This window comes from Streptomyces umbrinus (assembly GCF_030817415.1).
In the GTDB taxonomy this organism is placed as follows: domain Bacteria; phylum Actinomycetota; class Actinomycetes; order Streptomycetales; family Streptomycetaceae; genus Streptomyces; species Streptomyces umbrinus_A.
In genome coordinates, this window is sequence record NZ_JAUSZI010000002.1 from 753,872 (window position 1) to 777,525 (window position 23,654).

Here is a 23,654-nt window from a genome sequence, read left to right on the forward strand (position 1 = left end):
CACGGGGCTGTGCGCGGGCGGGCCAGAGCGTGCGAACGGGGCTGCCCGCTCATGACGCGAGGGCGAGGTTGTGCATGTGAGCGACGGCCTGGACCGCGCGATGGAGACCGTCGCCGTGTTGCCGACAGTCGCGGCGGATCTTGTAGTTCCGAACTTGGTCGTCACTCCGCCTCGGCACCTCAATGCCCCCGAGCGAGCGTTCGTTGGACGCGTCGTCGACCAACTCGATCACAACCACCAGCGCACATGGTTCGCAGCCGCGCTTCACTTCGTTGACAAGCACGAGGATCGACCTGGTGCCGTCGGCGTCGCACCAGGATTCGATGGACAATCCGGTCCCTGTGAGGCAGCCGTCGGTCTACGCCCAGCCGCCGCCTTGCGGCCACACCGGCCCACCGCGTTTGAGGCGTTCCAGAGCCTTCTCTGCTGATCGTCGATGTGTGTGGGACACATCGAGAACCTGATGCATGTCCGACACGACTCGTTCGAGTTGGCCGACAGCGTCACTCCACAGCCCGGCCTGCGCGGTGAAGAGTGCGAGCTGTTGCCGGGTCACCAGCGTGTGCGGATGCAGCGGTCCCAGCAGGCGCTCGCGATCACGCCGTAGCGAGTCGAGCACCTGCGCGGCCTCTTCTGGCCGCCCGGCGCGACCGGTGAAGTGGGCGAGTGCTCCACGGATGGCCAGTACGTGGGGTTCGTCTTTTCCCAAAGCCAGGGACGCGTCATGCAGTAGCTCACCCAGTTGCGTCGTTGCGGCCTGTACGTCACCTCCGAGGCCGGTGAACCAGGCGATGCTGCGCCGAGTGGCCAGTGTGTGGGGGTGGTCACGCCCCAGGAGCCGGATGTGGTCGACCAGGAGCGGTTTCAGTAAGCGCACCGCGTCGGCATGTTTACCGGCTTCGCCCGTGAAGTGTGCGTGCTGTCGTCGCGCCGACAATGTGTCGACGTGGTGGTGCCCGAGGATGGCTTCCGTTTCCCTGGCCAGAATCTCGAACTGGCTTGCTGCTTCGGCCTGATCGCCGCTCTCCCCAATGAAGTAGGCAATCTGGTGACGTACGGCGAAGACTTCCGAGAGCGTCGTACTGCCGATTTCCCTTCTGTGGGCGAGGATGACCCGTAGGGCGCTTACCGCTGCTCTCTGTTGTCCAGCGTCTCCCAGAGTTACAGCGAGAGCGAAGTCCGCTCCGGGGATTTCCTCCGACACAGCCCTACGCAGGGCTTGTTCGGCATGATTGAAGCGGGAATCACGATGTGCGGTAAGACCAAGATTGTAGGCCTCAATTGCGGTGACCCTAGGCATCACGAAATTCCACAGGTGATCTGGAATGGCCGCTTTCCGAGGGGAATCGAGAAGATAGTCAAAGACTGTGTAGCCCAGAGTTACGTCTCCAATGAGTAAGCTGGTTGTGGCATGCGTTGCTTGGCACGCCCATTCCAGAGCGTTTTCAAACGATTCCGGTTTCAGGCGGGCTCCACCACGTGCGTCCAGATACGGTTGGTGTAATTCCTCCAGCCAGGAGAGTGGGAGGTGTCTGCGTAGGCCCATTCCCCGGCAATCGACAGCTGCGGTCACCAGAGCCGCGCCTCGGGGATTGGCGCCAGGGCTCCAGGCATCCCGCCAGGCGTCAAGCAGTTCCGGGCCTGCGGCAAGGATCTCCGCCAGTCCGAATCGGTCACACGCGGTGAGCGCACTTGCTATGCGGGGATCCCCGGCATGCGCTTGGCCGCGAGCGCACTCGTCCAGCGTCCAATGGCGCTCGATGCGTATCGGTACGGCTAGTTGCACCACTGACCGCTCGGCACGCCATAGGTCGCGGTCGGCTCCCGTCAGCCGGCTTCCTTCCCTGGCGTTGTAGCGCCTGTGTTCCTCTGCACGCATGGTGGCGACCAGGACTGTGGAGCGCTCGGGTTCGCCGGTCATGCGGCGCACGGCCGCCTCCGTGAGACCGTCCGGGCCGAGGTAGTTCTCAAGGTCGTCGAGCCATACAACACATCGCTTGTGCGCCTGCACTGCTTGGAGGGCGGCAGGGATCGATGCCCGAGTAAGTGGCCTGACGAGAAAATACTCCGGCAGCGCGATGCGCGTGGCCTCGTAGGCCGATCGAGTTTTTCCCGCTGTGGATTCGCCAATGAGCAGAATAAAGCCGCCTCTAATCACGTGATCCCGAAGGGATTGATCAGAGTCTCGTTCGATGTATGGAGGTTGGCCGTCTGGATCGTCGCTTCGAGGAGAAGGCCCGACCGGATGAACCCCCAGCACTGTTGGGTCCGAAAAGTCCCTGACCCGCGGCAAGCCCTGATGTCGTGCATTCAGCAAGTGCTCCGGCCATGATGCACGGAGGGTCGTGGCGCGCGCAATCTCGGGCAGCAACTGATCTGCCATCCGACCGGAAACCGCCACCACCGCCACCCCGATACTCGCTGCGAAGGCGCTCGGGAGCCATATATTGGAAAGCCCGGCAGCGACCGCTCCGCAGACAACGGCTGCCGAGTAAACCAGCCAACCACGCGGCAGTTGCTGTCCCTCGCCTAATCGCGTGACCATCCTTGCTGAAACCATTGACCCCCCTGAAACGCCCGCATTCTTCCATCCACTGAGCCCATGTCCAGGTTGAGCTCGAACCGAATTCGGCTCGGCCAGTTCGTTCCTGTGACTCTCGAAGGCTCGATTGGGTACTGTGAATTGCTGCCGCACTTCAGTATCGGCGAGTCGGAGCACCCTTCACGGGCCCACATCGCTTCAAATATCAATGTGACTCCCGGAACTCGTGCCACTGTGGCGAGCAGATTACCCACGAGACCTCAACCGTGACGCATATCCAGATTGATCCATCTGCAGCGTCGTTGACTATGTCCTTCCGTCACTGCTCAGGACACCACAACGAGCTCTCATTCGGAGCATGAACGGCAGATTTGACGGTTGACTTACAGACATCGAGTCGATCAGGTCATAACGGGACTGGTCCGGGATGGTCATCCCACCTCACTTTGAGGCGCGGTGAAAAACGAGGACCTCGCGTGCATTCCGGATGCCATCACTGGTCCGGGGTCGCTCGCGGGCCAGGGAGTGTTCGAACCGCACCACCTTTCCGGTAGTCAGAAGTCCGTGCGGTCGCCGCGAAGTACGGAGACCCGGACGAACTCCTGCGCGAGGACTGGATCCCGGCGGTTCCGGCCTGAACCTGCCCGGTGACTACGACAGGGACTACCCATCCGATTCCGCTGGACTTCACCCTGACGGAACTGGACATCTGCAGGAAGTGGCATCCGTTGTTCATGCGCATGATCGGCGCCGACCAGGACACCGAGTCATGTACTGCGGAAGGGGCAGCGGTGAGTCCGTTCGCGCCCACGTCCGTGTGGGTCCGGAGGCCGTGGAGGTGCGCGCACCTTGATCAGGGCCGCTCCGCGCAGGGAGGGCCGAGTCCAGCCAAGGAGCGGGGAGCGTGAGCCGGGCCCGGGAATCAGTCGGCCGGTCGGTCGCAGGCTGGTCGGCGACCGGCCTTCCGAGAGGCGGCGATCAGGCGGTCGTCGTCGAAAGAGCCGTCGCCTCGTCGCAGCCGCAGCTCGCCCGGCGGACCACACCGACCGGCAGCATCAGCGAGACGGGCTCCTCCGGACGCTGTCCGGTCAGCCGCCGTACGAGCAGGTCGACGGCCTCCTCCCCCATGCGCACCATCGGCTGGCGCACGGTGGTCAGGGCGGGGCGCACCAGGCGGCTCAACGGAATGCCGTCGAAGCCGGTCACCACTACGTCGTCGGGCACGCGTACACCACGGCGTTCGAGCGCCTGGAGCGCGCCCACCGCCATCTGGTCGTTGGCGAACACGAACGCCTCGGGCCGGTCGCCGTCTCCCTCGCACAGCAGGTCAGCGGCGCGGGCGCCTTCGGCCTGGGTCATCATCGGCATGCGCAGTGCCGGCGCGGCGGCGGTCTCGATCCCGGCCTCGCGGCAGGCCCGGCGGAATCCGCGGAAACGCGCCTCGACGTCCGGGGACTCGTCGACGAGTCCCACGTAGGCGAGGCGGCGCAGCCCGTGGTCGTGGACGAGGTGGCGGGTCAGCTCGTACTGGCCGTCCTCGTTGGCGACCTCCACGTGGTCGAGGTGGTCGAGCGAGGGGTCCTGCGCGCGAGGACCGGCCAGCATCACCACCGGTCGCCGCCGGGAGATCGCTTCGAGCTCCTCGGTCGGCACCGTGCGGGCCATCACCGCGAAGCCGTCCACTCGGCCGGCCACCTGGGCCACGAGGTTCTCCGGGCCACCTTCGAGGGAGGCGGCGATCAGCAGCGCGTATCCGTGCCGACGGGCCGCGCGTTCCATACCCCGGATGATCTGGTCCGAGTAGAGCATCGCGGCATCGTCGTCCTCGGCACCGAGCGTGTCCGGGTCGGAATAGTCCGGGAAGCACAGACCGAGGACGCCGGTCGAACGGCTGGCGAGACCGCGGGCGTTGCCGCTCGGCACGTATCCCAGTTCTCCCGCCGCGGCCAGCACCCGTTCCCGGGTGGCGGCGCGCACGGAGTCGGGGCTGCGGTACACCCTCGAAACCGTGGCGATGGATACGCCGGAGCGTTCGGCCACGTCGTACACCGTGGGGATCGCGTTCACGATGCGGTGCCGTTCATGGGTCGGGCCCCCGTCTCTCCTGATGCATGCATGTAGATGAAAGCGCATTCACCCTAGGGTGGGGCAGGTCTGTGAGGCAACCGGGGGCTCCGAGCCGAGGGGGTCGCTGCTGCGGAGGTGGGGGCTTCTCCCCCACGCAGCAAGCCACCCTCGATCGTGTCCAAGAACTCCTCACGGAATGGGGCGCCCTTCGGTTCTCGCGCGGCAGGGCGAGGCGAGCACGAAGGAAGTCGGGCCGCCGTGAACATGACGCTCCTTCAAGGTGCGAACACCGCGCGGTCTGGCGCGGTCCCGTGCTTGAGGTCCGGCGCGCGGCCCGCTGGAGGATCCGGCGGGCCGTCCGTCAGGTCAGCTCAGGCCAGTAGCCGCGCGAGTTCGGCCACTTCCGTCTCCGGGTCCACAACGGGCTGGATCACGAGTTCGTCGACCCCCGACTTCTCCAGCACGTTGATCCGCTCTGTGATCTCGTCCCTGGTGCCGACCAGGCCGAACCTGTCCACCAGGGAAGGCACGATGAGCTCGCGGTCCTCGGGGGACAGTCGGCCGAGGTAGTTGTGGTAGAGCGTGTGGTGACGGTTGGGGTGGGTGGGTGTGGTCCCGCGCAACTGGAGCAGGCGGTCGACGGCTGCGGCCTCCTTCTGGGGGAGGACCGCGCGGAAGGCGGGGTTCTCCACACCGAGGATCAGTGCGCTCAGCGCGATGTGCCCCATCGAGTCCTTGACCAGGTCGCCGTAGCGGTCTTCGCCGTCGGCGAGGACATGCAGGGAGGACATGAGATACGAACGTGTCTTCTCGGTCTTCTCGGTGCTGCCCGCGGCCTGTGCCGCAGCCCGCCGGGCCGGGCTGAGGGCGGACCAGGCCGCAGGGTCGTGCATCCCGAAAGAGATCACTCCCGCACCGAGACGGCCGGCGACGGCGGCTGCCTTCGGACCGAACGCCGCCACGACGAACTCCACGGGATCCTCGGTGTTGACGTACGGGCCGGCGTGCAGGAATCGCACCCTGCTCGACCGGGTTCCCTCTCGGTACTCCGACTCGCGTCCTGCGGTCAGATCCCGCAGGGCGGCCGTGAAGGACTCCAGCTCCGCCATCCTCGTGGGCCGCATGCCGAGAGTACGGCGGGAGGTGTTGCCGGTGCCGACCCCGCAGATCATACGGCCGGGGGCGAGGGCGTTGAGGCTGCCGAGGGCCGCCGCGGCGGCGGGGGCGGAGCGCAGTGCCGGCGAGGTGACACCGATGCCGAGCCTGATCCGGTGGGTGGCCTTGGCACAGAGCGCGAGCGAGACGAACGGATCGCCGTGAACCATCGGCGTGTCATACACCCAGAAACTGCTGAAACCGAGCTCCTCCGCGCGGGCGGCCAGGTGTTCCACACCCGGCCCTGCTGGCATGACGATGCCGGTCCGCATGGCATTCCTCCTCTCCGTCGTCCGGGCAGAACCTCACCACCGCGGGCACATACATCGAGATGACTACCCGCCACGGTGCGTTCGGGAAGCCGCTGGCTCTGACTTTTCCGAAGGCCGAGAACGGCTTGCACAATGAGGTGTATCGCCCCTGACAGCCGTGCCTGATTGGCGAGTTGGATTCAGCTGGTGTCGGATCCGCCGGCGCGCTGCCTGGGGACCGCGCCATGCGCGCGCTACTCCGCGACCGCCCCCGCCGCTCCGGCCGTCATTCCTGCTGCGGTTTGCTCATGCCCGCGCGGTAGGTACCGGGGGTGGCGCCTACCGTCTGGGCGAAGGTTTGGACGAAGGCGCTGGTTGTCGCCCATCCGCAGGCGTGGGCGGTGTCGGTGACGGTGGCGCCCTCGGCGAGCATGACCATCGCGGTGAAGATCCGGACACGGGTGCGCCACTGAGGGAATGTCATGCCGAACTCGTCGCGGTAGAGCCGGGAGAGGGTGCGCTCGCTGGTGTGCACGCGTCCGGCGAGCTGGGCGAGGGTGCAGGGCTGGTGCAGGTCTTCTTCGACGAGGCGGCAGGCGTCGGCCAGTCGTCGGTCGCGGGCTGCGGGCAGGACAACGGGTTGGGCTGTCACGCGGCGTAGTCGGTCGCGCAGCACTGCCTCGATGTGCCGGGTCTCGGTCTGCGTGAGGGTGGTACTGGTGAGCGCGATGAGCAGTTCGCGCACCAGAGGGTCGACGGCGATGACCGTGGGGCGTTCGGCGTCGAGCAGGGGTGTCCTGCCGTGGGCGGGGAAGCCGATGGTGTGGAAGCGAGTCCGGCCGTGGAAGCGGTGTTCGTGCCAGGTGTTCGCCGGAATCCACACGGCGCGGTCGTTGGAGGCGATCCAGGAGCCGTGTTCCGTGGTGATCGCGAGCACGCCCGAGCTGACGTAGATCAGCTGGTGGTCGTCGTGGCGGTGCCGGTCGATGGTCTCGCCGCCGCCGAGGAACCGGGTGACGGTCGGCGCGACAGGCTCGTGGCGGATCTGCGACATGGATAGGCAGAATACGGGAAGCGCGCCCGGGGTGTTCCTGTCCATCGTGAGTGTGTGACAACGATCCAGGAAACGAGTACTCCCCGTGAGGCGGGTGGTCCGACCGGACACTGGCGCCGGATGCGGATTTGGGCCGGCGCCCATGCCGTCGACGACTTCTACCAGGGCCTCGTACCCGCCGCAGTGCCCTACTTCGTGCTGCAGCGCGACTTCAGCTACGTGCAGGCTTCGGGGCTGGCCCTTGCCGCGACGCTCGGCAGCGCGTTGCCGCAGGTGCCGATCGGGCTTCTCGCCGACCGGTTCCGGCTGCGCTGGATGTCGCCGCTGGGGGTCAGCCTGGCGGGTATCGGGGCAGGCCTGTCCGGACTGACGCCCTCCTACCCGCTGGTCTTCGCCCTCCTGCTGATGGCGGGTGTCGGTGTCGCGATGTTCCATCCGCCCGCGGGGCGCGACGCGCGCCGTGCGGCCGGGGGCAGTGCCACCGCGATGAGCTACTTCGCCGCGGGCGGCAGCGTGGGTTTCTTCGTCGCCCCGGCGCTGGTCACACCGGCCCTGGACAGCCTCGGGATGGGCGCGACCGCGCTTTTCATCCCGCCTGCCGTCCTGATGGGCTTCGTCCTGCTGCGCCACCACAACCGCACGTCCGATACGGCGGTCAAGAAGGGGCAGCGCCAGGGCAAGGACCGGCCCGGCCGGTTCGCAGCCCTGACCGCCGTCGAGGTCGTGCGGTCCACCATCTCGACCGGCCTGAACACCTTCATCTCGCTGTACTGGATCCGCCACCTGGAAGCGAGCAGCGGCCTTGGTGGTCTCGCCCTGACACTTGCACTCGGCGGCGGTGTGGCCGGCACGCTGCTCGGCGGGCGGCTGGCAGACCACTTCGGCATGGTGCGCACCGTACAGATCGGCAACGCGGCCATGCTGCCTGCCCTGTGGCTCATGCTGATCTGCGACGACAAATACGTCGCGCTGCCGCTTGCGCTGCTGGTCGGCCTGATCTCGAACATCCCGTTCGCCGTCCTCATCAAGCTCGGCCAGGACTATTTGCCCAGTCGGCCCGGGACCGCTGCCGGCGTCACTCTCGGCCTCGCGATGAGCGCCGGCGGACTGTTCATGCCGCTACTGGGCATCATCGCGACCCACTATGGTCCCCGAGGCGCACTCGCGGTACTCGCCACCGTGCCGGTGCTCGCGATGCTGCTCTCCGCCTTCTTGCGCGAACCGGTCCAGGACGAACCGGTGCCCGCCGAGGACACACCCCTCACCGCCCCCTGACGTTCCGATCAGACGCACGCTGTTGCACCCCGCCCCGGTGCGCGAGCAGCCGTGCACCCGACGAGCTGCGCAGCGACGACCACGCCACGACGAACGAGAGGTCGGCCGGTCTCCTCGACCGCCTCGCCGCAGACTTCGCACCTCGACAGCACAGGCGCCGACTGGTCCCGACGGCCTATGGCGAACCGTCGGGACCGGCCGCCCTCGTTGCGGCTCCGTCCCGGGTTGGAGGAGATCCGGCCAATTCAACGCGTCGGGAGCGACGCGGTGGCGCTCGTGGGCCTGGCAGGCCAGTCGGTGCCGCCGGTATCCAGCGCCCTGGCCTTCCGCTTCGCGGGCAACGCCCCGACCATCGCCTACGCCCTGTCCGCCTCGGCCGTCAATGTGGCATCGCCCTCAGCGCTCGAACCCTCACAGACCACTGAAGAGGCCACAGCCCGACCCGCCCTCATCCAGTACCTGTATCTGCTGAGCCGGTCGCGCTTCCGGAGGGGTCGGGGCACGCTGGAACCAGCACTCGTGATTCACGGGGCCGCCCGGAGCGGGGGCGAGCCGGCGGACGGTGCGCGGGAACGGGAGCACGGGACGAGGTGACCACGCATGCGCCACGGGGTCGTGCCACCGTTGCTGCAGGTTTCCCGCAGCCCTCGTAACCCTTACGATGCTCGCGGCCTTCGCGTTCCTCTCAGCACTCGTCACCCTCTCGCACTGGAGCGGAGCGCGGGACATGCCCCGCCATTCGGACCCGTCTGAGCCGTCTGAGCCCTCTGAGCCGTCCGGCTCAACGGGGCATTCGGACTCTGCGGGGGCGGAGCATTCCGGGCACCCCAGCCGACCGGGCAGATGCAGAAGCACTGGCAGGGCCAAGAGCCGGACGCACCTCCCAAGCCGCAAGCACCGTTCGGCGGAACTAGGGCACTTCCTCCACGACCGGGGCACGCACGTATGGCGGCGCGGCAAAGAAGTGGAGCTGATGCACCGGGCCATGGGCTTCGCGGCGCTGGGACTGGTGACGCTCGCCCCGCTGCTGATCGTGGTCGCGGCGGCCCTCCCGATCCAGGAACGCGGCTTCGCCCTGTGGATCGTCGACGGCATGGGGCTGTCCGGACGCCCCGCCGACGCCGTACAGGACGTATTCGCCGCACCCGGCAAAGTCCTGAGCACGACCAGCGTCCTGAGTGTGGTGCTGCTCGCGCTCTTCGGCGTGACGTTCGCGGGCAGTGTCCAGACCGGGTACGAAAAGGTGTGGGACCTGCCGGCCGGGCGCTGGCACACCGTATGGCGACGCGTGGTGTGGCTCGTCGCTCTGACGGCCTACCTCTTCGCCGAAGCGCAGAGCGTGGCCGTCCTGGGGTCGGGAACCCTGCGCTCATCGGGCCGGATCGGGCTGTCCGCGCTGCTCGGCTGGCTCTTTTTCTGGTGGGGGCAGCGTTTCCTGCTGGGCGGCCGCATCCCCTGGCGCGCTCTCCTGCCGGGCGCCATCGCCACGGTGGTGGGCCTGGGCGGCCTGCGCCTGTTCTCCTCCCTGGTCTTCTCCCCGCTCATCGTGAGCAACGCGGTCTCGTACGGTTCCGTCGGCACCGTACTGATCGTGACGTCCTGGCTCATCGGCGTCGGCTTCGTCGTCTTCGGCGGCGCCCTGCTCGGCCGCTACTGGTACGTCCACGAACCGCACCATGTTCCGCACCCCCATCCCCACCGTTCTCGCAACGGCTCCCGCTCCCGCTCACGGAAACGCTGAGGCTCCGAAGCTCTCGTCGGCCTGGACGAGGCAGCCCACCTGCCCGACGGATTCGTAGCGAAGTCAGAGGGCAAGCCGTTGGCACACCGCTGGAACACCTACCCAGCGGCCGTCGCCGCGTCGGCAACCTCGCGGTCGGCTGGTTCCGCGGCGCCAGTCGGCGTGCGGTAGGCGCGGAGGGGAGCATTGGCCGCGGCCACGGCGGCAATCGCCAGGACGGCGGACAGGCCGCCGGCGACGAGGGAGAAGGAGGCGGAGGTGGCCGACGCCAGCAGGCCGCCTCGGAAGTTGCCGAGTTCGGGGGCCGCGACACCGATGACGTGTTCCACGGAGGAAACTCGTCCCCGGTACGCATCCGGGGTCTCCAACTGGACCAGATCGCTGCGGGTAACCACGGACACCGTGTCGGCGGCGCCCGCCACGGCCAGGCAGCCGAGCGCCAGCCACAGCGGCCCGGCCAGGCCGAAGCAGGCCAGCGCCACGCCCCAGACGCCGGCCGCGGTCAACTGGACCAGGCCGCCACGGCGCCAGCGCGTCACCGTGCCGGACAGCAGACCGGCTGTGATCCCGCCGACCGCGACGGCCGAGAGGAACAGGCCGAGGGTCTGCGGGTTGCCGTCGAAGCGGATTTCGTTGACCAGCGGGAAGAGTGCGATGGGCATGGCGAGCAACGTCGCGGATAGGTCGGCGGCCATCGAGCCCCACAGCGTCGGACGGCGCAGAACGATCCCCCAGCCGCCGCGTTCCGGTCGGCGCCTGCCGCCCTTCGCGTCGACGCCCTCCGGTTTCATGGCCGGGAGGCGGATCACCGCGAGCATCGAGACCGCGACGGTCATGGCTTGTGCGGCGTACGCGGCCGGGAAGCCCCAGCGGGCGATGATCAGCCCGGCCAGCGCGGGCCCGGCCAGCATCGCCGCCTGGAAGGAGACGTTGGTCAGCGCGAGACCGGCCGCGACCTGGTCGGAGGAGAGCAGCCTAACCGGGAACGTACGCCGGGCAGGGGCGCCGAGCGCGCCACAGGCGGTCCCCATCGCGACCAGGGCGAGCAGCAGCGGCACGCTTCGGTTGTCCGCCAGAGCCTGGGCCAACAACCCCGCGGCGGCCAGCAGTTGGCCCGCGGCGGTGGCCCGCACCACGGCACGGCGGTCGACGGAATCGGCCAACGTGCCGCCGAGCAGCCCGAACAGCACCATCGGCAGGCCGGTGGCGAGCCCGATGGCGCCGGTGCCCACCGGGCTGCCGGTCAGGTCCCACACCTGGGCCAGCACCGCCACGGTGGCTATCTGCCCGCCGAGTTGGGAGGCCGAGGAGCCGATCCACAGGTCGCGGAACGGTCGACTGCTTCGCAGCGGACGGGTGTCGAGGAACCGGACGCGCCGGCTCATCCCGCTGGCTCGACGAGGTGCTGGAGGATCCGCTGCCGCATGGACCGGTGCTCCAGCGCCCGGCGCACCTCCTCGACAACGGTGGTCAGCGCGTACGGGATCTCTGCGTCCAGCTCAGCGACCGTCGCGTGCGTGGCGCGCCACTCGGCCTCCAGGAACGGCACCAGCGACCGGCCGCGCTCGGTCAGGTCGATCCGCCGGGTCCGGGCGTCGGGACCCGGCTCGGAGGTGACCAGATCCTCCTTGCGCATGGCGGCGATGGTCTGGCTGATCGCGGAGTGCGAGCGGTCCAAGGACTGTGCGAGCTCGCGGATGGTCAGTGGGCCGGTGTGGGCAAGCCGGATCAGCGGATAGGCGAACCGCGGCCGCACCCCCTCGATGCCACGCTCGACGTAGACCTGCTCGATCTCGGCGTCCATGGCGGCCAGCAGCTTGTGCAGCGACTGCCAGGGATCGGGCAGCGCCGTGGGATCAGAATATGTCACAGCGCTAATATAACAGCGCTGCGATAATCGAGGCAGGCCTTCACCTGAGCCTTGAGTTGCAGCGGCCACGGGGCTTGGCAAAGCAGGACGACGGCGCCCCGCCCCCGAACTCCTCGACCGCGCGCACCACTTCGACCGCCTCGGCGAGTTGCCCGCCGACCACGGCCGCCTGATTCAGGTCCCGGTTCAGCGCGTCGACTCAGGAGAGGCCATCCCGTGGTCGAGAGCCGGCACGTGCACGTCGCCACCACCGGAGTCGGTGGTAAGGCCCGTGCACCGCCGGTGACCAGTCTGTGACGGTTGACGATGAGGGCTCGCCCGAAGATCCACTCGGCCCTAGCTTGGAGGTTCCGGGCCGGGTACGGCAACGACCCGGCCGTTCGACAATCATGGGGGTATGTGCCTGATGGCACGTCACTTCAAGAGCGTTTCCATAGTGTTCGCGACCACGTCCCTGGCCTTCGGAGGCGCACTCGTCGTCGGACCTGCCGCCCAGGCGAACACTCAGCACTGCAGCAACAGCGGGCCGTTGCTCCTGGAGCTCGACACGTCGGGCGAGAACATCGACATCGAGTACTCGTTCTGCGTCGACAAGTCGGAGGGCGGCAAGTTCCGCGGGCACGGCTACGGCAAGGTCGACGACGGAGGCGGCCAGCGCAAGGTCGAGGCCTTCAAGATCGAGGCCCGGCTCGAGAAGGGCGACCGCACCGTCACGAAGCGCACCTGCGACTTCACGAACCAGGTCAACAGCACGGATGGCGTGAACACCGACTGCACGTCCCCGTGGAAGGCGGCCTCGGGCGGCCACACCGGTGACGGACGGATCTACGTCGACATCGACAACGACGGCGCAGGCAGCACGTGGTACGGCGTCCCGGGCTCGACCGGCCTGTCCTGACCCGGTGTCCCTGACCTGTCGTCAGGCCCGGTTTCCACGCGCACCGCGTACGCCCGCGCGACCGGACCGACGGAGCCGACGGAGCCCACGGAGCCCACGGAGCACTGAACCGCGCTTCGCCCGGGCCCGGTGTCCACAAGGTCTTGGGCGGCCCGGCCGGGTGCTTCGATCCCAACACGCGGGTCTCCAAAGGGAGTTGTCAGCAGTGCCTGGAGCACCGCGGGCTAGCCTTCGGCGCCCCGGACCACCGTGAGAATGTCTGACGCGGTCTGCCTGTGCCGGTACGGGGCCAGGAACGCGGTGAGCGCGGCCAACATCGCCTCTGGGACTTCCTCGGCTGGGTAGTGGCCACACTCCGGGAGGACAAGGCTCTCCACGTCGTCGGCGGCGAGCTTCATCGTCTCGCTGACCGATGTGCCCATGTTCTCCGCTCCCCCGATCGCCAGGACGGGGAGCGACAGCCGTCGGGTCCGGCGCTGCTGGTTCTGCGCGATGGTCGCATCGAGTGCGCGGTAGAACTCGAAGCTGGCTCGCAGCGCTTCCGGGTCGGCAGCAAGGGTGTCGACGTAGTGCTGGACGGCGTAGTCGGGCAGCGGCTTCGCGGATTTCGTGGCGAACTGGCGACCGAAGTAGAGATGCTCCCGTCCGCTGACCAATTGCTCGTTGACGTCTGTGAGGCGGTTGAAGGCGAAGCGCCAGAGGCGGTCGTTGGCCTCCTGGCTGCCGAAGAGAGGCGGTGAAGGAGACAGTCCCGGAATCGCGGCCTCGGCGACGACCAGGCGGTCGAGCCGGTCAGGGTGGTCCGCGGCCAGGGCGTAGCCGGTCCGCATTCCGACGTCGTGACCGACCATGGCGAAGTGCTGATGCCCGAGCGAGTCCATCAGCGCCACCATGTCGCGTGCGAGCGTGCCGGTGTCGTACCCGTCCAGAGGCTTGTCGGACAGCCCGACACCACGTGGATCGACCGCGACGACCTGGAAGTCCTGAGCCAGGGACGGCATCAGGAGACGCCAGGCGTACCAGGTCTGGGGCCGGCCGGCCAACAGCAGTAGCGGAGGGCCCTCACCGCCGGTGACGGCGTGCAGGCGCAGTTCACCGGTGTCGACGTACCGGCTGGTGAAGGTTTCGGCGAATCGGGCCGGGAGGTTCGGCACCTGAGAGACGGAACCGGGGCCTTCGGGCTTGGGAAGGTGGGTGCACAGGTGAGTGGGCAGCGGGCTCATGACCATCCTTTGTCGTGGGGCTTGCAGGACTTGACGAGGTTTCGTGGAGCGGGCAGGGCAGGAGGAGGGGCGGAGTCGCTCCAGTGCGGTGGTCGCTCAGGCAGGGGCGGCAGTGCGGCGGCTCAGCGCGTTCGCGAGGGGCGTCGCAGCGACGGCGACGGCGACGGCGAGGATCAGGGTGGCGACGTCCTGGTTGATGGTCTGGTCGAGGAGCTCCAGTGCCAGCGTGGGCACGAGCGTGCCGGTGTAGGCGAACAAGAAGTACGTGGAGAGGAGATCCGCCCTGCGCCGCGGGTCGGCGAGCCGCTGGGTCACCCCGACGCCTCGACGGAAGGCCAGGCCGATGCCGGTACCCGCGAGCAGAGTTCCGGCGGCGAACGTAGGCAATGACCGTGTCCGCAGCCCGGCCTCGAACACCGCGACCCCCGCCACGAGGAATGCCGGCGCCGGCCAGCGCCCGGACACCCACCGCTCCGGGGCAGCCACTTGCGCGATCAGGGCGACGATGAAGAGCAGCCCGACCTCCGCGCCAACAGCCGCGACGTTGTGGACGTGCAACTGTTCCCGGAGGAAGGACGGCACCAACGACGAGAACAGGCCGCTGACCGCGAACGCGGCAAGGACGGCTGTGCCGGCCCGCAGGAACTCGGTCCGCCGCTCACGTCGGCCGGGAACGGTCGGGCGGCGCACGGACACAGCAAGGCGCCGCCGGGCCGTGACGGTCTCCGGGGTGACGATGACGGCCAGGAACGCCGGTACCAGGCCGGCGAGGTAGACCCAGAAGACCAGGTGTGCGGGGTCCACCCCGTACTGCGCGAACAGACCGGCGGCAACGGTACCCAGCCCCAGCCCGCCCATGTTCGCCGCCGTGGAGACCGTCGACACCCGCCGGGTGTTCTTGGCTCCGGCGAGTTCACCCAGCGCGGCGGTCCCCGTGGCGGTGAAGACACCGGTACCCAGGCCGCAGAGGAACCGTGCCGCCAGCAGGGTTCCGACATCGTCGGCGAGGAGGAACAGCGCCGTGCTCGTGGCCGCGGCAAGCACCGCGGCAGCCAGGAGGGGACGCCGGCCCACGCGGTCGGACAGCGACGCGAACACCATCAGCGCGAGCATGGTGCCCAAGGCATAGACGGCGAATATCAGCGTCGTGGTGAAGCATCTGCGGCGCCCACAGCGCGTACAGCGGAATCGGCAGCGTCCCACCCAGCATGACCAGGGTGTACACCGCGGCCACGAGCCAGAATCCGGCACACAGTCGGCGCCCGTTGACGTGTGGACCCGCCTGTACGCGGACGTCTGGGGTGATGTCGTCGATCATCGTGCGGCCTTTCGAGTGCGAGAACCACTGACCGCAACGCCAACCATGTTGGACCGATCGGTCAAAGATAATTTGACCGATCGGTCCAAGATGCGGGTAGGCTCACAGCAGGAACACGAAACGGACAACAGGAACACGAATCGGGAGGTGCACGCTGTGTCCGGCAGGAAGCAGTTCGACATCAGTGCGGCCCTGGACCAGGCCATGCGGGTGTTCTGGCAGCGCGGGTACGCGGACGCCTCACTCGATGCCCTCGGTTCGGCTACCGGCCTCGGCCGCGGCTCCCTCTACGGCGCCTTCGGCAACAAGGAGGCCCTGTTCGGCAAGTGCCTCGACCGCTATGCGTCGATCTACGGCGCACAGTACGAGCAGGCACTCGCGGCACACCCCGGCAACCCGGTGCGCGCCGTCGAGGCATTCTTCGATGTGGTCCTGGGCCGTATCGCCGACCCGTCGGTCCCCGTGGGGTGCCTCATCGCCCAGTCCGCCGCGCAGTCACTGACTTTGAAGGAGGAGAACAGCAGTCAGGTGCGTGGCCTGCTCGACGTGCAGCGCCAACGAGTGCGCGCGGCGCTGGCGGACTCCTCGGCCGACGCCCGTACCCTCGACGAGCTCGCCACGTTCGTCGTCGCCGTCAACCAGTCGCTGGCCGTCCTGAGCCGTGCCGGCACCTCGGACGCCGAGCTGCGCTCCGTGGCCCGGCTCGCCTGCACAACGGTGGCGGACACCCTCGCCCGAGCAGCATCCGAGGACGTCACCCAGAACTGACGGGCACCGGGTCCGCCAGACCCCGCAAGTCAGTGGCTTTGGGCCCGAGTTGGCGATCGTTCGGCCATGATCTGTCATGGTGAATGACGCCGTCCTGGCGCTGCGAGGTGATTTGGGCACGGAATCCCCAGGACGCAGGTCGCTGACGATGAGGTGGGAGAAGCGTGTGATCGTCTGGGTGAACGGTGCGTTCGGCAGCGGGAAGAGCACGCTGGTGGATGAACTGCGTCCGCGTTGGCCTGAGGCGCTGGTCTGTGACCCGGAGATGATCGGGTATGTGCTGCGCGAGATCGTCGAGGTGCCGACCGGCGATTTCCAGGATCTGCGACTGTGGCGGCGGCAGGTCGCTGACCTGGCCGTGGGTCTGGTCCAGGAGTATCAGCGCCCGGTCCTGGTGCCCATGACGCTGGTCGATCCCGGGTATGTCGGCGAGATCTTCGGCGCACTCAAGGACGCGGGCATCGTCACCCACCACTTCTTTCTCAAAATCCCGCCGGAAGTCCTGGTGAAGCGGATCGACGGACGGAGCTTCACCCCCGACGATCCCGCCAAGGACGAACGGGTCCGGCAGTGGTGCAAAGACAGGATCGAGCCGTGCACGACCGCGGCCGACACCTTGCCCGGCGACACCGTGTTCCTGGACGGCGAGCTGACCCCGCAGGAACTGGCCGAGAGCGTGCTTGCCCGCGTCAACGCCGGCCCGACATCCCACGTTCAGGGCGAGCTCTCCGCGTCCTCGGCGTGTCGATCGGTCTCGCCCGGAGTCGCAGGGCGGAAGCGCTCGTAGCAGTCGTAATTGCGTTGAGCGATGATCTTTCCGTCGCGGAATTCGAGGAACGCCGCGATGTGGGCGCGCAGGACCTGCCCTGCGGTCAGGTCGCCGAGGGACACGGCCAGCGTCCCGGACCACGTGACCTCCAGGGCGACTTGCCCGTCGGCGGCGACCGCGTTGATCACCTCGAAGTGCTGGTCGGCGAGCAGTTGCCGTCCCTGCTGTGCGGCGGCGATCAGGTCCGGCAGAGGGCGGACGCTGCCGTCCGGGAAGAGGGCGTTGGGCAGCTGCGTGTGGACCGCGTCCGGGTCGAAGAAGGTGGCGAGTTCCTCGCCTACAGCGAAGCGGGAAACCGCCTGGTGATAGCGGACCGCTGTGCGGACGTTGGGGTGCTCGCTGAGCTCCGACATACCAACAACCATAGTTTCACAACCAAGGTTGTCAAATGGCAGAGTGGACCCATGCAACAGCCACTCGACCCGCACGACCTCGACACCGGCACCCTCACCCTGTTCGTGGGCTTCGCCGCCACCTCCGCCGTCCAGGCGGAACTCGCCACCAACGGCTTCCCCGACCTGCGGATGTCCCACGGCTACGTCTTCCAGCACCTCCTCCATGCCCGGCCCACCATCGGTGACCTCGCCGAGAAGCTCGACATGACCCAGCAGGGCGCCTCGAAAGCAGTCGCCGAACTCGAGCGCCTCGGCTACACCGAACGCGTCCCGGACCCCCACGACGCCCGCATCCGCCGCGTCACGCTCACCTCCCGCGGCCACGAAGCCGTCGCCACGGCCCGCGATGCCCGGGCGGCGCTGGAGGAACGACTCCGGCAGCGCTTCGGCACCGCGGCCCTCGACGCCGCCCGCACACTGCTGGCCGACCTTCTCGACGACCTCGGAGGCACTGCCGCCATCCAGCGCCGCGAGGTCAGGCCACCTCGATAGAGCCGAGCCCGAGGAACGGTACCGCTCAACAGACAGGCACCCAGAGCGTGTTGGGCCGGAGCGCGTTTCCTCGGCGCGGGATCCCAGCGCGAACCATGCACAACCATTCGGATGCCCCGCGTGTCACACCAGGCAGGAGCAAACGCCTGCAAGAAGCACAAGGGGGAAATATGAGATTCAACCGTTCCGTCCTGACCGGCGCCGCTTTGGCAGCCCTGTCGGTGGGGGCCACCACCGCGTTGGCGGCGCCCGCCTCCGCCGCACCCAACACCACACCGCAGAAGGTCTGCGGAAGCAGCTACAAGACCGTGAACTCGGCGCCCGTCGGCTCGTTGGGCACCGTCTACCTGACGTACAACTCGTCGAACGGCGAGAACTGCGTCGCGACGATCCGCAAGAACCCCGGCACCGCGGTGGACATGTCCACCTGGATCTACGTCCCCGACACCGACGAAGGTGCGGAGGACTACGGGCGGTACACGTCGTACGCGGGTCCGGCCTACGTGTACGGCAAGGCCCACTGCGTCGACTGGGGCGGCCACATCAACAACGTGTACGTGCAGATAACCGGCTCCAACTGTCAGGCGCTCAAGGAGCACCGGGCCACCTTCACCCGCTGACCCGCTCCTCCCCCGGCCACCGCCTTCCCGTACCGCCGACTCCCGCCACCCGACCATGCGGAGCCGACGGTCATCGCGACCGCGCCCACGACCAGCCGCTCGCACGGGAACCCGTAGTGGTTCGGCCCGCCCTGGCAGACTCATGGAGTTCTGCCAGGGCGGGGGCGCGTTCGCCCCACACAGGGAGTACGTGGGCCTGACCATTCGCACGACCCACGCCGATCGCCGACCTGACAGCTGCCACCACTACGAGACAGCGCCTTCTTGAGCCCCTGGATATTCATGAGTGCTGTGTCACACCTGTGTGCGAATATCGCCTCAACTACCAATGATCCAGAGGGGATTCCATGTCGGACGACGACTCCAGTCTGCCTGCGAGACGGGGGCGGGCGGCCTTGTTTCCGGCCGTGTTCGCCGCTCTCACCGCGCTGTTGGCCTCACTGCTGACCCTGACCGGGGCAAGCCCCGCCGTCGCTGCCGACGAGGAGTGCACGCCGCTCGCACTCGCACCCTTCGGCAACCCGGGCGACGCCGTCGGCAAGGCCCGTGTCGCGCCCGACTCAAGCGTCTGCTACACCGTCACCGTCGTGACACCGGGCCTCTATCTGGCACCGGCACTGGACAGCAGTGGCAACAAGATGACCAGGCAACTGGTCGCCGCCGACGGCAGCATGGTGGACTGCTCCGGCGACGCATACACCACGCAAGGCATGTGCACGGTGCCTGCGGCCGGCACCTACACGCTGAGGGTCGTCAACACCGGCTGGGAGGACGAGGACACATCGGTCACCTTCGTGCCACTCGGCTCGACCCGGGGCTGCGCGGACACCGCCGGCACGAACTGGGACCAGCCGGAAGCCACCCGTACGACCGTGAGTCCGGTCGAAGTCGACTGCCAGCCTTTCGAGGGCGAGCACGGCGACCGAGTCCGACTGACCTACGGCTCCAAGGTGTACGGCGACTCCCTCGCCTGGATCACCGATGCGACAGGCGCCCGTATCTGCGAGCGGTTCCCGGACAACAACGAGGACAGCTGTCTCCTCCCCGGCGACGGCCCCTACCGGGCGATCTCCACCGTATGGCGCGCGGAGAACGGCTTCCCCACCGAGTACGCGGTGAAGGTGCGTCGGCTCAGCGACCCGCAGGGCTGCACCACCGCGCCGGTCCGCCCGTACGGCCCGCTGGAGCAGCAGGACTTCACCACCAACCCGTGCTTCACCTTCACCACCGGCATGGCAGGCCCGTACACCGTGCACTCCGTGAGCGAGGACCGGGCCGTCGAGGTGGCCCGGGTCTACGACGCGGCCGGGCTGAGCGTGTGCCGGTACGGAGCCGACCCGTGCCCGATCAAGGCGCCGGGCACCTACACGGCCGTCCTCGACGGCACATATCCCTTCCCTGACTCCCGGGCAGGCCTGGCCGTCCTCGGCCGCGCCTCCAACGCCGGGTGTCTGGCGACCGGGATGGGCCTGTACCAGGGCGATTTGACAACAGTCGGGCAGTACGACTGCCTGGCACTGGACGCTCCACAGGGCGCCAGGATCGCCGCGCTGACCCCGCTCTCCTCCTCCGGCGTGGACGTCGACGTGGAGGTTCTCGACCGGGACGGCACGGCCCAGTGCAGCGCATCCGAACTGGGCAGCGGTGACTGTGAGTTGGCCGGTCCGGCTCCTTTCCGCGCGCTGGTACACACCGACGACAGCGGGGAGGACGCGACGGGTCCGTACTCCATCGCCTTCCACCGCACCGATGCCGCGAACGACTGCCCCGTCCTGTCCGCAGGAAGCTTTGCGGCCAACGGCGCCAAGGCCACGCTGACCACCGGTAACGGTGCCTTCGCGCAATGCTTGAGTGTCCCGGCGGGCGCGCACAGTGACGTCGAGGTCTTCCAGCTGATCGCCACCTCCGGCGGTGTAGCGGCGAAGTTCTCGGTGCTGGACTCCACCGGCAAGAAGGTCTGCGACCGTATTGCCACGACCAACGGCTGGACGCTCTGCCCGCTGACCCCCGGTGTGGCCCACACCGTGCTCTTCACCGGCCGCGACCAGTCCGCCACTTACACGCTGACTCGGCGCGACGTCACCTCGACCGCCCCCTCGGCAGGTTGTGCGCAGACCACCGCGGCCGAGGTCGGCGGCCCGTCCGTCCTCGGTACGTACGGCGACCCCGGCTCTCTGAACTGCCATCAGGTCACCACCGACGCCACCACGGATGTCATCCACCTCGACGTACGGGACACGCTGGGCACCGCCAATATCGTCGTCCTCGGCGGTGACGGCACCGCCGAGTGCTCATTCCGCAACCGCTCCTGCGCGGCCACTGGGTCCACCACCCACCAGGTCCTGGTGCAGACTCCGGCCACGCTGAAGGCCGCACCCGAGTACCACTTGGACGCCCTGCGCATCGCGACCGCGGACGGCCCGTCGCCGGAGTGCACCAGAGTCCCGTCCGTGTCCTACGGCTATGGGCCGGTCACCGGAACACTCAACGAGTCGCATACCGCGGTGTGCGCGGTCCTGCCCACTGCCGGTCTCGACCGCTTCAACGCGGAGATCACGGACACCACCGGCGCCACCGCCACCGCGGTGCCCGCCCTGTACAACAGCGCCTGGAACAACGGCTGCACACTGTCATCCTCCGGCAGTCTGTGCGCGGTCGGCGGTTCGTCCTCGACGGCCAGCCCGAGCCTGTTCGTGCTCGGCCTGCCGGAGAAGGCGTCCAGCACCGCCTACAGCGCCAAACTGGCCTGCACCTCCGAGCCCTGCGGCCCGGACAGGGTGACGGTCACCACAGTCGGCCCGGGCACCGGAGCCGCCGGCAGCAAGGTCACACTCACGGTGACCGGCACCGCGCTGCCTGCGAACGCCACCGTACGGCTGACCCGGAGCGGCAAGACCCTCACCGCCACGACGCAGTCGGTGTCTGCGGACAACCGGACACTCACCGCGACCGTCGATCTGTCCGACGCGGCCGCCGGTGCCTGGAACGTCAGCGTGATCACCACCTGCTGCGAGTTCTTGCGCGGCACATTCACCGTGACCCCCGGCCCCGAAATGCAGACCGCTGGCGCCCCCAAGGCCACCCGCACGGCCAAGACGGGCACCAAGGTCACGGTGGCGCCCGGGAGCTAGTCGGCTACTGCGTCGACGCACACCATCCCGGCGGCAAAGTTCGACAGGACGCTCAAAGCGTCGCAATGGACTTGGCGCCCGGTCGGGAACGGCAAGGCGCCAGCGGTGCGACCAAGTCACCGCTGGCGCTGAGGCCAGCTCGACGCGGCGCTTCGACAGGTCCTCCTCGCCGAACGTCTCGGGTGAGAGCGCCGGGCGGGTGCGGGCGGCCGGTCAGAAAGGCATATGGCCCCGCGTACGACGGCCCGCGGCGCCGCTGTGGCCGACGGCTCGGGAGCTGCTGCTGAAGGGTTTGCGCAGCAGCCTGCCCAGCGAACCCGGCGCCTTGCCCGCGGCCCGCTCCACGCCGCTGATCGACCAGCTCAGCGGCAGACCCGGTAGCGGATGTGGGTCGCCTCCGGTGTTTCGATCACCTGGACGACCTCCAACTCGATCTGCGACGGCAGGACGTCGAACAGCCGATGGCCGCCACCGAGCAGCACCGGGATCTGATGGATCTGCACCTCGTCCAGTACCCCGGCCGCGAGCGCCCGTTGGGCCGTGTACGCGCCGTGTACCAGGACGTTCCGGTCCCCGGCCGCGGCTTTCGCCTGTGCCATCGCGCTTTCGATGCCGTCGGCCACGTATGTCACCAGCGGATAGCCCCACCGGCTGCTGGGCCGGGCGGGCGGTGGCTGGGCACGAAGTGGGGACACCGTGGTGGTCGCCGCCCCAGTGGTCCATGAGCTCTGCGGTCCGCCGGCCTGCGAGGACAGCGCCGGTCGCGATGATCTCGTCCGCGAACTGCCTTGCGGGCGCCGACAGTTGTCCGGACTGTCCGTCCGGAGCGGACCAATGGTGCAGCCGCTCGCCGTCTTCGCCGCCGAGGTAGTCGTTGGGGTCGGCGATGTACCCGTCGAGTGACATCGACATGTCGAGTACTGATGTGGACACTTCGGCCTCCTGGGGTCTCGCATCGGAATGGGTTCAATGTGCTGCAGAACCGGCGTGGAAGGGCGCAGACTCTTCGGTCGGCGGCCGGCAGGATCCGCCACGGTACGGCCGGGTCTTCGTCTCAGCGGCTGCCCGTACGTACCGCGCCCGCGCTCGCCGTGACCACCAGTGCGATCGCGGCACATTGCGGCAGCGACAGCCCTTGGTCCAGGACCAGGTAGCCGGCCATCGCGGCAAGGGCGGGCGCCAGACTCGTCAGTACCGCGAACGTCGCCGCGGGCAGCCGACGCAGGGCAAGCAGTTCCAGCGTGTACGGCACCCCCGAGCTCATCACCGCTACCGCCAGGCCCAGACCGAGCACCCCCGGTTCCAGCAGCGTCCCGCCCGACGCCCCGATGCCCAGCGGCAGACTGACCAGCGCGGCGACGGCCATCGCGATCGCGAGAGCGTCCAGCCGCGGGAAGCGGGCGCCCGCACGGGCGTTGAGGACGATGTACGCGGCCCACATTCCCCCGGCACTCAGCGCGAAGGCCACACCCGCGACGTTCAGGTGCCCGAAGCCGCCCCTGCCCAGCAGGCAGACCCCCGCCAGCGCGAGGCCGGCCCACAGGAGGCCGGCGGCGCGGCGCGAGGCGATGACCGACAGCAGCAGCGGCCCGAGCACCTCAAGGGTGACCGCTGCCCCCAATGGAATACGGTCGATCGCCTGGTAGAAGAGGATGTTCATGCCGCCGAGGGCCAGGCCGAATCCGCCGGCCACCGCCCAGTCCGCGCGCGAGTGGCCACGCAGCCGGGGCCGGGTGACCACCAGCAGCAGCACCGCGGCCAACGTCACCCGCAGCGCGACCACTCCGAGCGCCCCGGCCCGGGGGAACAACAGCGCGGCGAACGCCGACCCGAACTGCACCGAAACCGTCCCGGCCAGCACCAGCCCTACGCCGGCAAGGGTGCCGCGTCCTGCGGCGTGACGCACGAGAACAGGCGCGGCTGTCCTCGTGGTTGAGTGGCTCGACGTGGATGTCATGCCCTTCACGCTATGGATCCGGCAGCACCGCGTGAAATGCCGATTCCGCTGCGGTTATGCTCCCGAGG

The 23,654-nt window shown here is 68.4% G+C and carries 19 protein-coding genes and 3 pseudogenes; 9 read left to right on the top strand and 13 right to left on the bottom strand.

Annotation, left to right across the window (positions count from 1 at the left end; all coding sequences use genetic code 11):
• Positions 1-49: 49 nt before the first annotated feature.
• The 5 genes and pseudogenes from QF035_RS04040 to QF035_RS04060 all read right to left on the bottom strand — a co-directional run.
• Positions 50-151, bottom strand: a pseudogene (locus tag QF035_RS04040) (IS5/IS1182 family transposase); the annotation flags it as partial.
• A gap of 207 nt (positions 152-358) precedes the next feature.
• Entirely contained in the window at positions 359-2,410 is a 2,052-nt protein-coding gene (locus QF035_RS04045) for a tetratricopeptide repeat protein (RefSeq protein ID WP_307518164.1), read from the bottom strand.
• A gap of 1,110 nt (positions 2,411-3,520) precedes the next feature.
• The gene (locus QF035_RS04050) at positions 3,521-4,609 is read right to left on the bottom strand and encodes a LacI family DNA-binding transcriptional regulator (protein WP_307518165.1); all 1,089 of its coding nucleotides are present in this window, start codon (positions 4,607-4,609) and stop codon (positions 3,521-3,523) included.
• A gap of 371 nt (positions 4,610-4,980) precedes the next feature.
• On the bottom strand, positions 4,981-6,036 hold the full coding sequence (locus QF035_RS04055; RefSeq protein ID WP_307518166.1) for an LLM class flavin-dependent oxidoreductase: 1,056 nt from the start codon (positions 6,034-6,036) through the stop codon (positions 4,981-4,983).
• Between the two features lie 265 nt (positions 6,037-6,301).
• Positions 6,302-7,069, bottom strand: coding sequence for an AraC family transcriptional regulator (locus QF035_RS04060; RefSeq protein WP_307518168.1), 768 nt, complete (start codon positions 7,067-7,069; stop codon positions 6,302-6,304).
• 120 nt (positions 7,070-7,189) lie between these two features.
• Here QF035_RS04060 and QF035_RS04065 point away from each other — a divergent pair, with 120 nt between their 5' ends.
• The 3 genes from QF035_RS04065 (at position 7,190) to QF035_RS04075 (ending at position 10,085) form a co-directional block, all read left to right on the top strand.
• Positions 7,190-8,344, top strand: a complete 1,155-nt coding sequence (locus QF035_RS04065) for an MFS transporter (RefSeq protein WP_307530885.1) — start codon at positions 7,190-7,192, stop codon at positions 8,342-8,344.
• A gap of 267 nt (positions 8,345-8,611) precedes the next feature.
• The gene (locus QF035_RS04070) at positions 8,612-8,938 is read left to right on the top strand and encodes a hypothetical protein (RefSeq protein ID WP_307518169.1); all 327 of its coding nucleotides are present in this window, start codon (positions 8,612-8,614) and stop codon (positions 8,936-8,938) included.
• Between the two features lie 379 nt (positions 8,939-9,317).
• Positions 9,318-10,085, top strand: coding sequence for a YhjD/YihY/BrkB family envelope integrity protein (locus tag QF035_RS04075; protein WP_373466603.1), 768 nt, complete (start codon positions 9,318-9,320; stop codon positions 10,083-10,085).
• A 98-nt stretch (positions 10,086-10,183) separates the two neighbouring features.
• On the opposite strand, the gene QF035_RS04080 is transcribed toward QF035_RS04075, so the two are convergent.
• Positions 10,184-11,470 carry an MFS transporter gene (locus QF035_RS04080; protein WP_307518173.1) on the bottom strand — a complete coding sequence of 429 codons (1,287 nt, stop codon included), beginning with the start codon at positions 11,468-11,470 and terminating at the stop codon, positions 10,184-10,186.
• Positions 11,467-11,955, bottom strand: a complete 489-nt coding sequence (locus QF035_RS04085) for a MarR family winged helix-turn-helix transcriptional regulator (RefSeq protein ID WP_307518174.1) — start codon at positions 11,953-11,955, stop codon at positions 11,467-11,469. Before QF035_RS04085 ends, QF035_RS04080 begins: the two co-directional genes overlap by 4 nt.
• Positions 11,956-12,391: 436 nt before the next feature.
• On the opposite strand from QF035_RS04085, the gene QF035_RS04090 reads away from it, so the two are divergent.
• Positions 12,392-12,853, top strand: a complete 462-nt coding sequence (locus QF035_RS04090) for a hypothetical protein (protein ID WP_307518177.1) — start codon at positions 12,392-12,394, stop codon at positions 12,851-12,853.
• A gap of 224 nt (positions 12,854-13,077) precedes the next feature.
• Here the strand turns inward: QF035_RS04090 and QF035_RS04095 are convergent, their stop codons facing one another.
• Complete coding sequence (locus QF035_RS04095; RefSeq protein ID WP_307518178.1) at positions 13,078-14,076, bottom strand: alpha/beta fold hydrolase; 999 nt, start codon at positions 14,074-14,076, stop codon at positions 13,078-13,080.
• Between the two features lie 96 nt (positions 14,077-14,172).
• On the bottom strand, positions 14,173-15,189 hold the full coding sequence (locus QF035_RS04100) for an MFS transporter (RefSeq protein WP_307530887.1): 1,017 nt from the start codon (positions 15,187-15,189) through the stop codon (positions 14,173-14,175).
• Between the two features lie 361 nt (positions 15,190-15,550).
• On the opposite strand from QF035_RS04100, the gene QF035_RS04105 reads away from it, so the two are divergent.
• Positions 15,551-16,162 carry a TetR/AcrR family transcriptional regulator gene (locus QF035_RS04105; protein ID WP_307518179.1) on the top strand — a complete coding sequence of 204 codons (612 nt, stop codon included), beginning with the start codon at positions 15,551-15,553 and terminating at the stop codon, positions 16,160-16,162.
• Positions 16,163-16,328: 166 nt separating this feature from the next.
• Entirely contained in the window at positions 16,329-16,949 is a 621-nt protein-coding gene (locus tag QF035_RS04110; RefSeq protein ID WP_307518181.1) for an AAA family ATPase, read from the top strand.
• Here the strand turns inward: QF035_RS04110 and QF035_RS04115 are convergent.
• Positions 16,877-17,344: a nuclear transport factor 2 family protein gene (locus QF035_RS04115; RefSeq protein WP_307518183.1), complete on the bottom strand. Its 468-nt coding sequence runs from the start codon at positions 17,342-17,344 to the stop codon at positions 16,877-16,879. The two genes, QF035_RS04110 and QF035_RS04115, sit on opposite strands and share 73 nt — an antisense overlap.
• A gap of 51 nt (positions 17,345-17,395) precedes the next feature.
• On the opposite strand from QF035_RS04115, the gene QF035_RS04120 reads away from it, so the two are divergent.
• The 3 genes from QF035_RS04120 (at position 17,396) to QF035_RS04130 (ending at position 21,629) form a co-directional block, all read left to right on the top strand.
• Positions 17,396-17,878: a MarR family winged helix-turn-helix transcriptional regulator gene (locus QF035_RS04120; RefSeq protein WP_307518184.1), complete on the top strand. Its 483-nt coding sequence runs from the start codon at positions 17,396-17,398 to the stop codon at positions 17,876-17,878.
• A 170-nt stretch (positions 17,879-18,048) separates the two neighbouring features.
• Positions 18,049-18,498: a spore-associated protein gene (locus QF035_RS04125; RefSeq protein WP_307518185.1), complete on the top strand. Its 450-nt coding sequence runs from the start codon at positions 18,049-18,051 to the stop codon at positions 18,496-18,498.
• 347 nt (positions 18,499-18,845) lie between these two features.
• Positions 18,846-21,629, top strand: coding sequence for a Tat pathway signal protein (locus QF035_RS04130; protein WP_307518186.1), 2,784 nt, complete (start codon positions 18,846-18,848; stop codon positions 21,627-21,629).
• A gap of 213 nt (positions 21,630-21,842) precedes the next feature.
• Here QF035_RS04130 and QF035_RS04135 read toward each other — a convergent pair.
• From QF035_RS04135 to QF035_RS04145, 3 genes and pseudogenes are all read right to left on the bottom strand, one after another.
• Positions 21,843-21,968 (bottom strand): annotated as a pseudogene (locus tag QF035_RS04135) (DUF6411 family protein); the annotation flags it as partial.
• A 23-nt stretch (positions 21,969-21,991) separates the two neighbouring features.
• A pseudogene (locus QF035_RS04140) lies at positions 21,992-22,562 on the bottom strand (dihydrofolate reductase family protein).
• A 121-nt stretch (positions 22,563-22,683) separates the two neighbouring features.
• A complete protein-coding gene (locus QF035_RS04145) occupies positions 22,684-23,586 on the bottom strand; it encodes an EamA family transporter (RefSeq protein ID WP_307518187.1) in 903 nt (300 codons plus the stop codon).
• Positions 23,587-23,654 lie beyond the last annotated feature (68 nt).

What these genes read in the sequence shown, in the direction of transcription:
- QF035_RS04055 (WP_307518166.1), bottom strand. Translation starts at nt 6,036, where the DNA reads ATGCGGACCGGCATCGTCATGCCAGCAGGGCCGGGTGTGGAACACCTG.
- QF035_RS04060 (WP_307518168.1), bottom strand. Translation starts at nt 7,069, where the DNA reads ATGTCGCAGATCCGCCACGAGCCTGTCGCGCCGACCGTCACCCGGTTC.
- QF035_RS04065 (WP_307530885.1), top strand. Translation starts at nt 7,190, where the DNA reads ATGCGGATTTGGGCCGGCGCCCATGCCGTCGACGACTTCTACCAGGGC.
- QF035_RS04075 (WP_373466603.1), top strand. Translation starts at nt 9,318, where the DNA reads ATGCACCGGGCCATGGGCTTCGCGGCGCTGGGACTGGTGACGCTCGCC.
- QF035_RS04080 (WP_307518173.1), bottom strand. Translation starts at nt 11,470, where the DNA reads ATGAGCCGGCGCGTCCGGTTCCTCGACACCCGTCCGCTGCGAAGCAGT.
- QF035_RS04095 (WP_307518178.1), bottom strand. Translation starts at nt 14,076, where the DNA reads ATGAGCCCGCTGCCCACTCACCTGTGCACCCACCTTCCCAAGCCCGAA.
- QF035_RS04100 (WP_307530887.1), bottom strand. Translation starts at nt 15,189, where the DNA reads ATGCTCGCGCTGATGGTGTTCGCGTCGCTGTCCGACCGCGTGGGCCGG.
- QF035_RS04115 (WP_307518183.1), bottom strand. Translation starts at nt 17,344, where the DNA reads ATGTCGGAGCTCAGCGAGCACCCCAACGTCCGCACAGCGGTCCGCTAT.
- QF035_RS04120 (WP_307518184.1), top strand. Translation starts at nt 17,396, where the DNA reads ATGCAACAGCCACTCGACCCGCACGACCTCGACACCGGCACCCTCACC.
- QF035_RS04125 (WP_307518185.1), top strand. Translation starts at nt 18,049, where the DNA reads ATGAGATTCAACCGTTCCGTCCTGACCGGCGCCGCTTTGGCAGCCCTG.
- QF035_RS04130 (WP_307518186.1), top strand. Translation starts at nt 18,846, where the DNA reads ATGTCGGACGACGACTCCAGTCTGCCTGCGAGACGGGGGCGGGCGGCC.
- QF035_RS04145 (WP_307518187.1), bottom strand. Translation starts at nt 23,586, where the DNA reads ATGACATCCACGTCGAGCCACTCAACCACGAGGACAGCCGCGCCTGTT.